Source organism: Aquimarina celericrescens (assembly GCF_042682765.1).
GTDB lineage: Bacteria > Bacteroidota > Bacteroidia > Flavobacteriales > Flavobacteriaceae > Aquimarina > Aquimarina celericrescens.
Window position 1 is genome coordinate 75,565 of record NZ_JBHUHY010000006.1, and the last position, 12,647, is coordinate 88,211.

General features: G+C 35.2%; 15 protein-coding genes. 4 read left to right on the forward strand and 11 right to left on the reverse strand.

Features of this window, described 5'->3' with window-relative positions; all coding sequences use genetic code 11:
* Positions 1 to 29 precede the first annotated feature (29 nt).
* The 4 genes from ACFSJT_RS08750 (at position 30) to ACFSJT_RS08765 (ending at position 3,724) form a co-directional block, all read left to right on the forward strand.
* The gene (locus ACFSJT_RS08750) at positions 30 to 1,112 is read left to right on the forward strand and encodes a CNNM domain-containing protein (RefSeq protein ID WP_378319876.1); all 1,083 of its coding nucleotides are present in this window, start codon (positions 30 to 32) and stop codon (positions 1,110 to 1,112) included.
* On the forward strand, positions 1,112 to 1,591 hold the full coding sequence (locus ACFSJT_RS08755; protein WP_378319877.1) for a methylated-DNA--[protein]-cysteine S-methyltransferase: 480 nt from the start codon (positions 1,112 to 1,114) through the stop codon (positions 1,589 to 1,591). Before ACFSJT_RS08750 ends, ACFSJT_RS08755 begins: the two co-directional genes overlap by 1 nt.
* Before the next feature lie 269 nt (positions 1,592 to 1,860).
* Positions 1,861 to 3,021 (forward strand): serine hydrolase domain-containing protein, encoded by a 1,161-nt coding sequence (locus ACFSJT_RS08760; RefSeq protein WP_378319878.1) that lies wholly within the window; start codon positions 1,861 to 1,863, stop codon positions 3,019 to 3,021.
* Positions 3,011 to 3,724, forward strand: a complete 714-nt coding sequence (locus tag ACFSJT_RS08765; protein WP_378319879.1) for a 3'-5' exonuclease — start codon at positions 3,011 to 3,013, stop codon at positions 3,722 to 3,724. Before ACFSJT_RS08760 ends, ACFSJT_RS08765 begins: the two co-directional genes overlap by 11 nt.
* A 354-nt stretch (positions 3,725 to 4,078) precedes the next feature.
* On the opposite strand, the gene ACFSJT_RS08770 is transcribed toward ACFSJT_RS08765, so the two are convergent.
* The 11 genes from ACFSJT_RS08770 to ACFSJT_RS08820 form a co-directional block, all read right to left on the reverse strand.
* On the reverse strand, positions 4,079 to 4,930 hold the full coding sequence (locus ACFSJT_RS08770; protein WP_378319880.1) for a sulfate/molybdate ABC transporter ATP-binding protein: 852 nt from the start codon (positions 4,928 to 4,930) through the stop codon (positions 4,079 to 4,081).
* A 20-nt stretch (positions 4,931 to 4,950) separates the two neighbouring features.
* Positions 4,951 to 5,622 carry a molybdate ABC transporter permease subunit gene (gene modB, locus ACFSJT_RS08775; protein ID WP_378319932.1) on the reverse strand — a complete coding sequence of 224 codons (672 nt, stop codon included), beginning with the start codon at positions 5,620 to 5,622 and terminating at the stop codon, positions 4,951 to 4,953.
* Entirely contained in the window at positions 5,622 to 6,020 is a 399-nt protein-coding gene (locus ACFSJT_RS08780) for a TOBE domain-containing protein (RefSeq protein ID WP_378319881.1), read from the reverse strand. The genes modB and ACFSJT_RS08780 overlap by 1 nt, the downstream gene beginning before the upstream one ends.
* Complete coding sequence (gene modA / locus ACFSJT_RS08785) at positions 6,017 to 6,790, reverse strand: molybdate ABC transporter substrate-binding protein (RefSeq protein ID WP_378319882.1); 774 nt, start codon at positions 6,788 to 6,790, stop codon at positions 6,017 to 6,019. Before modA ends, ACFSJT_RS08780 begins: the two co-directional genes overlap by 4 nt.
* A gap of 69 nt (positions 6,791 to 6,859) precedes the next feature.
* Positions 6,860 to 7,417, reverse strand: coding sequence for an alcohol dehydrogenase catalytic domain-containing protein (locus ACFSJT_RS08790; RefSeq protein ID WP_378319883.1), 558 nt, complete (start codon positions 7,415 to 7,417; stop codon positions 6,860 to 6,862).
* 73 nt (positions 7,418 to 7,490) lie between these two features.
* On the reverse strand, positions 7,491 to 8,831 hold the full coding sequence (locus ACFSJT_RS08795) for a DUF6624 domain-containing protein (RefSeq protein WP_378319884.1): 1,341 nt from the start codon (positions 8,829 to 8,831) through the stop codon (positions 7,491 to 7,493).
* Positions 8,832 to 8,901: 70 nt separating this feature from the next.
* Positions 8,902 to 9,720: a helix-turn-helix transcriptional regulator gene (locus ACFSJT_RS08800; RefSeq protein WP_378319885.1), complete on the reverse strand. Its 819-nt coding sequence runs from the start codon at positions 9,718 to 9,720 to the stop codon at positions 8,902 to 8,904.
* 51 nt (positions 9,721 to 9,771) lie between these two features.
* A complete protein-coding gene (locus tag ACFSJT_RS08805; RefSeq protein WP_378319886.1) occupies positions 9,772 to 10,350 on the reverse strand; it encodes a hypothetical protein in 579 nt (192 codons plus the stop codon).
* Positions 10,351 to 10,514: 164 nt separating this feature from the next.
* On the reverse strand, positions 10,515 to 11,729 hold the full coding sequence (locus ACFSJT_RS08810; protein WP_378319887.1) for an APC family permease: 1,215 nt from the start codon (positions 11,727 to 11,729) through the stop codon (positions 10,515 to 10,517).
* Positions 11,730 to 11,760: 31 nt separating this feature from the next.
* Entirely contained in the window at positions 11,761 to 12,108 is a 348-nt protein-coding gene (locus ACFSJT_RS08815; protein WP_378319888.1) for a DUF2834 domain-containing protein, read from the reverse strand.
* An 88-nt stretch (positions 12,109 to 12,196) separates the two neighbouring features.
* The gene (locus tag ACFSJT_RS08820) at positions 12,197 to 12,619 is read right to left on the reverse strand and encodes a hypothetical protein (RefSeq protein WP_378319889.1); all 423 of its coding nucleotides are present in this window, start codon (positions 12,617 to 12,619) and stop codon (positions 12,197 to 12,199) included.
* Between the last annotated feature and the right edge of the window lie 28 nt (positions 12,620 to 12,647).

The window sequence follows — 12,647 nt, forward strand, 5'->3', positions numbered from 1 at the left end:
TCCGTACTTTAGTATCATATTTATAAACAATGACCTTACTTATAATATACGCAGTAATTTCTATTTTTTTTTCGTTTCTATGTTCAATTTTAGAAGCCGTACTGCTTAGTGTTACCCCAACATTTATTAACGTCAAGAAAAAGGAAGGCAAACCTTATGCCACCATCTTAGAAAACCTTAAAAAAGATGTAGATCAGCCTTTAATTGCGATACTAACTCTTAATACTATTGCTCACACCGTTGGTGCAATTTTGGTTGGAGTACAAGCAGAACAATTGCCATATAAATTCGAAATACTTGGAGTAAATATAGTAGGTGTGGTATCAGCAATTATGACCATGTTAATCTTGGTAGTTTCTGAAATCATACCAAAAACTATAGGGGCTACATTCTGGAGGCAATTAGCAAATTTTACCTCAAAAGCTCTAGTGATTTTAATCGCTCCACTTAAATATACAGGAATATTATGGTTGCTTCAACTTACTACTAAGTTAATAGGAGGTAAAGGACATCATGGATCAGTATTAAGTAGAGAAGATTTTACAGCGATGGCAGATATTGCTCAAGAAGAAGGAGTTTTTGAAGAGTCAGAATCAAAAGTGATTAAGAATTTACTTACGTTTAAAGAAGTTTTGACAAAGGATGTGATGACACCTAGAACTGTTATGAAAATTGCTTCAGAAGAGACCACCATAGAAGAGTTTTTCAAGGAAAATCAAAATCTTCGGTTTTCCAGAATACCGGTTTATAAGGATAGAGCAGACAATATAACAGGTCAGGTTTTAAAAGATGAGGTTTTCAAAGAAATGGCGAATCAGAATGGTCAGAAAACTCTGGCAGAAATAAAGAGACCGATTTTATTCACTCCTAGAAATTTACCAATCCCAGAATTGTTTAATGAATTGATACAATCTAAAAATCACGTCGCATTAGTGGTAGACGAATATGGATCTGTAAATGGTCTGGTGACTATGGAAGATGTGATAGAAACCCTTTTGGGATTAGAGATTGTAGATGAGAGTGATACCGAAACTGATATGCAGGTACTTGCTCGAAAAAATTGGGAAAACAGAGCCAGAAAACTTGGGATTTTGGAAGATAAAGATGAATAATGAGTGATGATGTCTTCATAGAAACTCCGTTAGGCATAGCTATAATTTCTGGTGATAAAGAGGGAGTTTGCCGTGTTTCAGTTGGTCAAGAATCTCCTGATAGGCCTTCCAAAGAGATTCCTTCTCATTTAAAAGAGGCTGCTTCACAACTCCTGGAATATTTTAATGGTCAGCGTACCACTTTCGACTTAAAGCTTAATCCCTCAGGAACTGATTTTCAGAAAAAGGTCTGGAAAGAATTATTAAGTATTCCTTTCGGAAAAACAACTACATACCTTGATATGGCTAAGCGATTGGGAGATCCAAAATGCATACGTGCTGCCGCGTCTGCTAATGGCAAAAATCCATTATGGATTATTATACCGTGCCATCGTGTAATTGGCAGTGATGGTTCTCTTACAGGATACGCAGGTGGTTTATGGAGAAAAAAATGGTTATTGGATCATGAAAATCCAGTAAAGCAACAATCATTGTTTTAAAGTTTGGCCCACGAGGTGATTTTTCTCTTAAGGTAACATATTTTTCATCCTGGCGCAGGCTGGAATTCACTTTTCAAATCTTAACATATTTTTATCATGGAGTATCATGAGTTAAATGAAAGCAATCTAATTACGACAGGTCTACTTCACAAAAGTTATTTTTTTCAGTTTCAAAAAATGAAACTGATATATTTTATAATTGCATGCTTAAGCGTTTCATTTTTTTAATTAAATTGTCGTGAATTCATTTTTATTAATTAAACTCTCGTATGCGAATCTTCAAAAAATTTCTTAAAGGACTCTTAGCTATCGTTATCTTATGTATTCTCTTATTATATGTTTTTGATAGTGAATATATTTTAAAAGGGGTACGAGTAGTGTATATGACTGGTCATAACACAGCGTATCTCGATGATTATACGCATTTTGAAAATCGTACTATTGAAAAGGGTACAGCTGATATTCCGTGGGCACTGCATGAAGATTACAATACCGTTACATCTACAGATCGATTAAATAAGATCAATGAAGAGTTAGGTACAGTGGCATATTTGATCATTAAAAACGATAGCATTTGGTATGAGAAGTATGCTGATGGCTTTGGTGTCGAGTCTAAAACTAATTCTTTTTCAATGGCCAAAAGTATGGTCACGGCAATGCTGGGAAAAGCTATTATGGAGGGTTATATTAAAAGCCTGAATCAACCGCTGGGAGATTTCTTTCCCGAGTTTTCTGAAGGCTTGGCAACAAAGACTACGGTAGGAGACCTTTCTTCGATGTCTTCTGGTCTTAACTGGGAAGAAAGCTATAAAAGTCCGTTTTCTATTACTGCCAAGGCATATTATGATACCGATATACGAGAGGTGCTACTTGGATTAGAAGTGGTAGAAGAACCAGGAAAGGAGTTTAAGTATTTGAGTGGTAATACGCAATTGTTGGGTATGGTGATCGAAAAAGCAACAGGAAAAACTTTATCTGAGTATCTAAGCAAAAGTTTCTGGAAACCCATGGGAATGGAGCAAGACGCTATCTGGCAATTAGACAGTGAAGATAGTGGAATGGAAAAAGCATACTGCTGTGTGGCCAGTAACGCTAGAGACTTTGCACGTTTTGGAGTGTTATTCAAAAACAAAGGTGTTTTTGCAGGTAAACAATTATTACCAAAAGAGTTTATTGAACTGGCCACCAAAAAAAGATTCAAAAAAGATGATATGTATGGTTATGGTTTTTGGTTGTCTGATCATTTAGATAAGAAAATATTTGCTATGCGCGGTATCTTGGGGCAATATGTGATTTGTATCCCCGAAGACGATGTAATTATTGTTAGATTAGGACACAATAGAGGCCAGTTTGTAGATGGAGAATCATTTACCCATGATTTTTTTGTCTTTGTAGAAGAAGCTTATAAAATGCTACAGAATGCTTCATAAATTAAACCTTGAACACATATTATTTTTGGATATAGAAACCGTTTCTGAACATAGTGATTTCGAGAGTTTGAGTGATGAAATGAAATATCTCTGGGCAGATAAGACTAAGTATCAACGCAAAGAAGAGTTCTCTCCCGAAGAATTTTATGAACGTGCCGGTATTTGGGCAGAATTTGGAAAAATTGTATGTATTTCTGTTGGATATTTTACCTTTAAAGGTGAAAAAAGGTCCTTCAGAACGACATCATTTTATGGAGCAGAAAAACAATTGCTGTTAGATTTCAAAAGTCTTATAGAAACACATTTTAGTAGCCCACATCATCTGCTTTGCGCTCATAATGGAAAAGAATTTGATTTTCCTTACATCGCTCGCAGGATGATTATTCATAATATTGCTTTACCCTATAAGCTGAATCTTTTTGGTAAAAAACCTTGGGAAGTACCACATCTGGATACCTTAGATCTATGGAAATTTGGTGATTATAAACACTACACTTCTTTGAAATTACTAACCAATATTTTAGGGATTCCTTCACCTAAGGATGATATTGATGGTAGTCAGGTTCGAGAGGTGTATTATGAAGATCAGGATATTGATCGAATTATTATGTATTGCGAAAAAGATACGGTAGCTGTAGCACAGATCTTACTTCGTTTACGGCAAGAAGAATTACTCTGTGATGAAGAAGTGATTTCTGTATAATCTACTTACATAATTCAAAAAATATCCCTCACCTTTTGAGTGAGGGAATTTCAAGTAATTATATGCCAGTCGTGTCCCCCAACAAACTCGAATTTCTATGTTCAAGTTGATTCCCTTCGATATAATTACAAAGCAAGCAGGGTAGAAAATAAATAAAAACCCTACAAAAAATTTTATGATATTAATTGATGGAGTAAATAGCCAAATCAAAATTAAGCTTCTGGTTTCTGTGAAGAAATTGATACTGCGAATATATAGATTTATTTTAAAATGAAAGGTCAATTATTAACATTTTTTTAAGTTTTGTTGATTCTTTATATGCTATTATTAAAGTTTTGGAACAGGACTAGTTTTCTAAATTATTTTCTGCAGTACCGGATTAAATGCTTTTGAAGCTACTATTACTTTATCCCCAATTTTCAGGTCTGTAACTTCAGATTCTTGAGCAATCACCTTTACCACATTAGTGCCTATTAAGACAGTTACTATATATACTACTTCTTCTTGTTGTATTTCGATTACTTCGCCTGTAAATCTAAATTTGGCGCTCATTTGATGTGTTGTGAAGATTTCTGTAGGCGTTCCTGATTGGATAATTTTTCCTTTTTCTAGGACATACACCTGATCAGATAATTTAATAATTTCTCCGATATCATGACTCACTAATACTGTAGTTAGGTTATATTCCTTGTGAACCTTTAGAATATAGTCCTGTAATTTGACCCGCATTTTTGAATCCAAAGCTGATAAAGGCTCGTCAAGTAAAAGTATTTCAGGTTTTCGTACTAAAGCTCTGGCTAGAGCAACGCGCTGCTGCTGTCCCCCAGACAAAGTATTAGGTTTTAAATGTTGAAGTTCTCCTAATTCGACGAGATCAATTAATTCTTCGATGATGTTTTTGTCTTGATTTTTTTCAAGAGCATATTCCAAATTTTTGCGTACCGTCATATTTGGAAACAATGCATACTCCTGAAACACAAAACCTACATTTCGTTGTTGAGGTTTTAGATTGGTTTTACTATTGGTATCTAACCACTCCTTATTATTCACCACAATCTTTCCTTTATCGGGAGCAAGCAGTCCTGAGATCATGCGTAGGGTTGAAGTTTTTCCGGCACCAGATTCACCATACAATGTAATAAATTGACGTGGTTCAGTCATCAGCTGGATATCTAAAGGAATAGTGCCTTGGGCTGTATGTAACATTTTATATAGCGACAAGACAATCATTTCTTAAACTTTTTAAGGTACCCTCCATTAACGAGGTATACAGTTAATAGAATGAAAAAAGTAATGACCAGTAAGATAAGAGAGTAAGCATTAGCAGTGTCATAGTTTAACGCTTCGACTTCGTCATAAATTGCGATTGAAGCTACTTTGGTTTTTCCTGGTATATTGCCCCCGATCATTAATACTACACCAAATTCGCCAATGGTATGTGCAAAAGAAAGCACGATACCCGTGAGCAAGGCAGGTTTTATATTGGGTAATAATATTTTGAAGACTGTTTTTAGTTTTGATTTCCCAAGCACATATGAAGCTTCTTTGAGTTGGCTGGGAAGCGTTGCCAATCCAGATTGTATAGGTTGTACCATAAACGGAAGGCTATACAAAATAGAAGCAATTATCAACCCTTCAAATGAAAAGATAAGACGAAGTCCCAACCAGTCATTTAACCAGTGACCAAAAGAATTGTTCGGACTAAAAGCGACCAACAAATAAAATCCTAATACCGTAGGGGGTAATACCAAAGGCATGCTCACCAAAGTCTCAATTACAGGTTTGATTTTTGATTTTGAATAGGCTAACCAATAAGCAAGAGGAACTCCAATAACAAGAAGTAGGGCAGTGGTAATCAATGCCAACTTGAAAGTCAATATGAGTGGTTCCCAATCCATCATTGGCTTAATAGAATTTCATTGGTTTTGATCATTGCGGTTATTTCAGACCCTTTCTCTATACTTAATTTTTGTACAGCATTGCTGGTAATAATCGAAACAATTTCCCCAATTTCAGTATTGATGATAAGCTTGCTCAATAATGTTCCTTTTTCTAACTTTTTAACGGTACCCAAAATTTGATTTTGCAGGCTTATGTGTTCTGGAGACCCGGTAGTTATGACCACTTCGGTTTCTTTAAATAAGATGGTAATGGTGTTACCTATTTTGAGATATGAAGCTGTCTTAGGGGTTTCAATAATAATAGCTGTGAAAGATACATTTTTTACAATCACAGTAACCAATGCAAGACTACCATTCACTTCGATATTTGATATTTGTCCTTGTAGTGTATTCATTTTACAGGGACAAGGTATCCAAAATTTTCAAGAATTTCTTTTGATTTTGTAGAGAATAAGAATTCGTAAAATTTCATAGCAGCGTCGCTAATTTTATCTTTTTTAATGATTACTGCAGCCTGTGCAATAGGAGTATACGAAGTTGAATCTATTGAAATCCACTCGCCTTTCCCTTTCATTTGTGGAGATAGCACTACCGATTTAGCCGTAAAACCAATTTGAGCCGCTCCAGATAGGATAAATTGATTGGTTTGGGAAATACTCTCTCCAAATACTAATTTCTCTGAAATTTGATCATAAATTTTGGCATGTTTCAATACTTCGATTGCCGCCGTACCATATGGAGCTGTTTTGGGATTGGCCAGCGCGATATGCTCGATTTGATTTTGGGTTAGCAAATTAATGTCGAGCGGTACATTTTCTGAAAAAGACCAGAGTACCAAAGTACCATACCCATAGATCTTGGGAATATTGGATGTAAAACCTTTTTCATAAAGAATTTTAGGATATTTTGTGTCTGCCGAGATGAAAACATCGTATGGTGCTCCTTCTTTGATTTGAGCGGTGAGCTTTCCCGACGAACTAATGATCACATCGCAATCAATCCCGGTCTCTTGGGTAAAAGCGGCAGCAATTTCTTTCATTACAAACTGCATATTGGCCGCTGTGGCAATAGTTACTTTTCGAGAATTCGTTGAGGTACATCCAAAGGTAAAGAGTAATAAGAAGAAAGCAATAATTAGGTTTCTAAAGAGGTATTTTGAATTCATTTTGTATTCCCTTTGTTAGTCAATTTTTTCTTTGTTGAATAGGTTTGTCATTTAATGAACTTATTGTAATTATCTTAAATATACCGAAAGTTTTTCAACAACATCTTTGATCAATGTTTTTCCTTTATCTAAGACCGCAGACATTTGAAAAAAACCTTGAATCATGATTGTTATATACTTTAAATTTAATTTCCATTTCAGGAGTATTCTAGATGCATGAGGAATTGCAGCGGCTTCCTCAAAACTTAACTTATCCGGTTTTTTGATTACCGTATTTTCATGAATGCTTATATATTCGGCAAAAGTTCCAAAACCATAGCTAGATATAACTCCAAAGACAGCATCTCCAACTTTCAACTTCTTTACACTATAACCAACATTATAACCAACATTTTCTACCAAACCTGATAGTTCCATTCCGGAAATGGGATGTTTAGGTTTAAGCAACCCATACATTAGCCTGTACAAATAGGGTTTACCTCTTACAAAACTCCGGTCATAATCATTTACTGTGGTAGCCTTAATTTTTATCAGAACCTCATTTTCCTTGGAAGTAGGTCTTGCTACTTCTTTTATTGTAAGAACCTTCTGGGGAGATCCATATTTCTTAAAGACAACGGCTTTCATTTGGGTTAGGATTTGTGTACTTGGATGAGGATTCAGTCAGGCAATTGTTACACTTCAGAATTGTGCATAGCTTTTATGATTTACTCATTTCGAGTAGTTCTTTAATTTCTATCCACTCCTGTTTATCGTGTAAAGTATTGAGTCCGCTTTCAGTTAATATATGATATCGCTTCTCCCATTTTCGCCAGATGAGGACCTTAAGGATTTTTAAGCTTATTCGGTTAGAACGGTTATTTTTCATCTTCGAAAGTTCAATCGAAGCTCTATAAAGCTGCTTATTACTGATATCGCCATAAGCTTCAATTGCTTTGGTAATGTATACATTCGCAGAATCTGCCATTTTTAAAGTCACAAAGCTTTCGAATTTCTCATAATCTGCCTGAGCCTTTTGATAGGATTCTTTTACTATCGCTTGAGCTTCTTCTTCGGTAGGTGTTTGATAGTCAACCCCATGGTAAACTGCATAAACTTCTATAGGCTCTACTAGGCCTAATTGCAATCTTCTTTTATTTACTTCTGATGGATTTTTTATTGGGTAAGGAGCAGTTTCTCCCATACTTGCACCATAGATTTGTTTTTGCCAGGTTTCGCGAGCTATTCTGTCACTTAATTCTGCGTAGTGGTTGGGATCTGCATCCTCTTTTTCTATAGCCTTTTTAAGTAATGACAAACACTTTTCTTTATAAAAAACATCTGGATAATGTTGCGGGATTGCCCAAGCTATTTTAGCGCCATATTCTCCTACTAATTCATATCCCGGCCAACCGTGAATCTTAACAATACTATCTAATTTACTTTTGTTTATTTCCCATCTATTTTCTACCGGCTCAAAAAGTTGGCGATAGTCTTCTGCCGAGGCTGTACTGTCTAAAGATCGTATGTTTTCTTCATACTCACTTAGCGCAAGTTGATCTTGAGCCCACATGTTTTTCAGCTCTTCTAGTAGTTCGGGGTTTTGAATAGATTGCTGAGATGCCACTCTCCTATCATTGGTTTTTGAAATTAGGCTATCCCATCTCGGGTTATTATGAAGTGATGAAAATTCAGGAAGCGATTTTAATAATTCAGGATCATTAAATCCTGCTTCGATGGCTTTTTCAATAGCCGTAAAAGCCTTTTCATTTTCTCCATTAGGAGCATAAACGGTTGCACTCACTAAATAATTTTCCCAATTTTTTTTGGGCATGAGTTCTGTAGCTTCAAAAATCTTATCTGCAGCCTTCGTACTGCGATTTTTATTTAGGTTATGATACCCTTCCGTCAATAGAATTACCCATTCTTGAGTATCATTATTGGCCGAGGTTTTACTTTCGGTTTTGATTTTGTTTTTTCCTGTATCATTGCAACTAATTGTTATAATGGCTATAAAAAAGCTGAAAGGAAATAGTACTTGAAGTATTCTTGGATATATCATATCTAATTTAATAATATTATTTTCAAAGAAAGGATACGATTATCAATTAAAATAGAATGAAATTTGCCTTTTACACTTTATTGTATTCTTTGGGTAAGTAACCAGTTAATGATTTAAATACTCTTGTAAAATGACTTTGGTCAGCGAATCCACATAGATAGGCTATCTCGGTAATCGAATATTTCGAAGAATGTAAAAAGTCCAGCGAGTGGGCTACTTTAAGCCTTCTGGTATATTCTCCAAATGAATACTGAAAATATTTTCTGAAATTCTTTGAAATTGTAGTAGGATGGATGCCAGAATGATCTGCTAGTTCTTTTAAGCTAATATGTTCATCCCATCGATCATTTAAAAGTTCTTCTACCGATTTCATCCAGGATGGAAATTGATTGGAGCTCTTAGATTTTAAAGATTTTTCCATGAACTCCAGAAATAACATCTCAACCGCGGATGATGATTGTGAATCATTAATCTGTAATTCATTCATTAATTTTATAAAAGTAAAAGTGGTATTGTGATTCTTTTGAATAGCAAGCTCAACTTCTGATGCTGAATATCCATACCTTTTTAAAAGACCAGAGTCTAACTCTAAACTTATGTGTTTGGAAGGGAAACAGTTGTATATGTTTTTATGGATTTCATGGGAGTGGTAGAAATTAGCTGATCCAGCCACTCTTGTAATGACTTTCCCTTTTCTAAATTCAACATTACCACCATAAAGAACAAAGCTAATCATTGGTTTTTCATGAAAATGCCATTTTCCAGTATCAATAGGGTTTTTATATTCAGTAAGACCAACTAAAAAATCACCGTAATCGCGTGTGCGGTAGCTTGGGGCAAGATAATGACCCTTCTTAAGAAAAATATTATGACAATTTTGATTAGGCATTTTTTATTACTTCTTTTCAGTTCCGTTCTTAGTTTGTTCAGACCTTTCAATTCACATTGTACCTATTTTAGTTTTAGTCGTTGTATCGCCTTTTTTACAAATCAGTACGGCAAGACCAAGGGTAAGGATTATATGACCTAAAACAATAGGCATTCTGTTGTTGTAAACAAATGCTCCCAAACCAATAATAATAACTCCAATAAATGACGCTATAGACCATACAGGATATGTTCGTATTAATTTTCCGGCGTGAGTTGCTAAACCAAAATAGAACAAAGCCGGTCCAATTGTAATAAAAGGGATACGAATTGATGGTCTGCTCATTATTTGATTTGTTAAATCATTCATTCCTGTATAATCAGTTCCGTAGCTCCACCATAAGAAATCAATAGTTGCTTGTCCGATAAGAGCAACTACTCCAAGTGAAGTTAAAATTGTTGCGGTATTACTAAAAATGTTGTCTGAAAAAATATAGTTTAAAGATAAAGTCAACAATATCCCAATGAGTAACAACCAATGTACGTAATCAATTGGTTTTTGGGCTTGTATAAATTCGTTGCCTTTTAAAAGTAATATTTGATTAAGGGTTAGAAATATTAACCCAGTTATAGCACAAACTTTTAATTTCATGGGTATATTTTATAACTTTCTTAGGTTGTCTACTAAATTCAAAAACACTTATTTTATTCTAAATCTAAGCAAATTTTATTGCTCAATTGTTGAATATACTCATTTATCTATCCGACGACTTTTGGTTGAGGTTGTTACACTTGAAGTAGAGAAACATAATCGCCCTATTGAGTTATTTTAAAAAAGAGAATGGCGATACAAGCGACTAGTGCTATATAAGGTAACCAAATAGGGTAGGTTTTGATATCATTTGGGATTGCTTTTTCCCGTTTTTTTATGGTGATCAGTGCAATATTAAGGAATGTAAAAACAATAAGAATGATGAAGCTCGTTGCTTCTGCAAGACCTATCAAAGGGAAGAAAAGTGCTAAGATGAGTACGATAAGAGTAGCAAAAACAGTTGCAGCAATAGGTGTTTGGGTTTTTTTATTGACCACTGAAAAAAGTTGAGGAGCCTTTTTTTCTTTACCTAATCCATACAGAACCCTCGAGGACATTACTATTTGTACTAATGCTCCATTAAGACCTGTAAGTATGCTAATGATGATAAAAAATAAGCCCACAAGAGCTCCATCTCCCTCAATGATTTTGGCTAGTGGTGCATTTGCGACAGCAAGCACATTGGGAGTAATCGTTAACACCATGGTAGTAGCTACAAAAACATAAAGTATGGTGGTGCTAATCACGGCCCATATCATGGCTTTTGGCAAAGTATTCTTTACGTTTTTAACTTCTTCAGCCATATTTACCATATCCTCAAAACCAACGAATGCATAGAAACTTAAAAATGCACCCGACAATATTCCAATACCAGAAAAGCCTTGAGAGAAATGATAGTCCAGGTTTGAGAGTACATCTGGAATTTGACCCAGGTTTTCTCCTTTGGAAAATAAAATATAGAATAATGCTCCTACTTCAATAATAGTGATGACCAAAACAACTTTTACCGATTCGCCGACTCCCCAGGCACAAACTATCCCCATAAGTAGGACTAAAATTATGATTCCGATAGATTCGGGAACACTAATCAGGTCTTGTAGAAAACCAATTGTTGCTACAGAGAGGGTAGCTGCAGAGACTACACCAGTTAGAATCACTAGCCAACCCACTAATCCTGAAAACCATCGGTTATGAAATGCTTCTTGAACATATTTTGACTCACCTGCACTTACAGGATAGCGTGATGACAACTCCGAAAAGGTAAATACATTTAAAAAAGCTAAAATCCCAGCTATTAAAAAGGACAGGGGAGCAGCGATTCCTGCCATGCCAGCTACTTTTCCGGATAGTGCATAAAAACCACCCCCCACCATGGTACCTAATCCATAAAGGAATAGTACTGGTAATGATATTGATCTTTTTAGTTTAGCTTTGTTCATTTTTCATTTCATAACTCAATGTCGCCAATAGTCATGGATTAGCAGTAGTATGGGCATTCAATTTATCTAACCTAGATTGTCTCATGTACAAAAAAAGAGGAAAAGTAAAGGCAATTGCAACCAAAAATGTGAGTGGTATCAAAACCCACCAATATTTTATCTTTAGTTTGATAGCTTCAGGAATATACCACACAAAAAATGTGACGACCACCACTAATAAATCGGCACTCAATGATCGTGCGGGGAAAGTAGTTTTGGTTTGCGCTATAAAGTTAAGCAGCGAGGTGTCTTCAGCAGTCATATAAAACTGGATATTAAAATACCAGGTATAGCAGACACCGACAATAGCCAGAAGCAGGAAGATATATTTTAGTCTCATTTCAGAAAATTTTTCAGTTAAAGTTACTTTTTAATAGTCATTCTGAAAAAAGAAACAGAAATTCTAGAAGATATTATTGTACATGGTTTTAATACTCATAAAGTATTTGTTGATCAAAGTTTTGGATATTAAGTAACACTTGATTACCACTTACTTGCAAAGCCCCAATGTCAAAAGTCAATTCTCTGGTGATAAATGCCTCACATAGCTCCTCATTTTTTAAGGATAACCTTAGGTTTCTTTGTGGGGGTAGTGAAAATGAAACTCCGCCAGAGTCAATTAGTTTGACTTCCCAGCTATCACCATCGCATCCACCAGCACTAAAGTTGATTGTTATGCAATCATCATTGATAATAGCACTATTGATGGTTACTGGGTCTTTTGGAGCATTTTCGAATTGCGTATCGCTAACTATTATAAACTGATCGCAGGCGGTAGTTACATCATCATCACTGTTACAAGCTACTATTACAAATAATAGTAGCAGCATTCTTATTATTATTTTTTGCATGACCCTATTTTTATGGTAGATGCAAGAA

Coding starts and splice junctions, on each gene's coding strand:
- ACFSJT_RS08750 (WP_378319876.1), top strand. CDS start 30: ATGACCTTACTTATAATATACGCAGTAATTTCTATTTTTTTTTCGTTT.
- ACFSJT_RS08755 (WP_378319877.1), top strand. CDS start 1,112: ATGAGTGATGATGTCTTCATAGAAACTCCGTTAGGCATAGCTATAATT.
- ACFSJT_RS08760 (WP_378319878.1), top strand. CDS start 1,861: ATGCGAATCTTCAAAAAATTTCTTAAAGGACTCTTAGCTATCGTTATC.
- ACFSJT_RS08765 (WP_378319879.1), top strand. CDS start 3,011: ATGCTTCATAAATTAAACCTTGAACACATATTATTTTTGGATATAGAA.
- ACFSJT_RS08770 (WP_378319880.1), bottom strand. CDS start 4,930: ATGTTACATACAGCCCAAGGCACTATTCCTTTAGATATCCAGCTGATG.
- modB (WP_378319932.1), bottom strand. CDS start 5,622: ATGGATTGGGAACCACTCATATTGACTTTCAAGTTGGCATTGATTACC.
- ACFSJT_RS08780 (WP_378319881.1), bottom strand. CDS start 6,020: ATGAATACACTACAAGGACAAATATCAAATATCGAAGTGAATGGTAGT.
- modA (WP_378319882.1), bottom strand. CDS start 6,790: ATGAATTCAAAATACCTCTTTAGAAACCTAATTATTGCTTTCTTCTTA.
- ACFSJT_RS08790 (WP_378319883.1), bottom strand. CDS start 7,417: ATGAAAGCCGTTGTCTTTAAGAAATATGGATCTCCCCAGAAGGTTCTT.
- ACFSJT_RS08795 (WP_378319884.1), bottom strand. CDS start 8,831: ATGATATATCCAAGAATACTTCAAGTACTATTTCCTTTCAGCTTTTTT.
- ACFSJT_RS08800 (WP_378319885.1), bottom strand. CDS start 9,720: ATGCCTAATCAAAATTGTCATAATATTTTTCTTAAGAAGGGTCATTAT.
- ACFSJT_RS08805 (WP_378319886.1), bottom strand. CDS start 10,350: ATGAAATTAAAAGTTTGTGCTATAACTGGGTTAATATTTCTAACCCTT.
- ACFSJT_RS08810 (WP_378319887.1), bottom strand. CDS start 11,729: ATGAACAAAGCTAAACTAAAAAGATCAATATCATTACCAGTACTATTC.
- ACFSJT_RS08815 (WP_378319888.1), bottom strand. CDS start 12,108: ATGAGACTAAAATATATCTTCCTGCTTCTGGCTATTGTCGGTGTCTGC.
- ACFSJT_RS08820 (WP_378319889.1), bottom strand. CDS start 12,619: ATGCAAAAAATAATAATAAGAATGCTGCTACTATTATTTGTAATAGTA.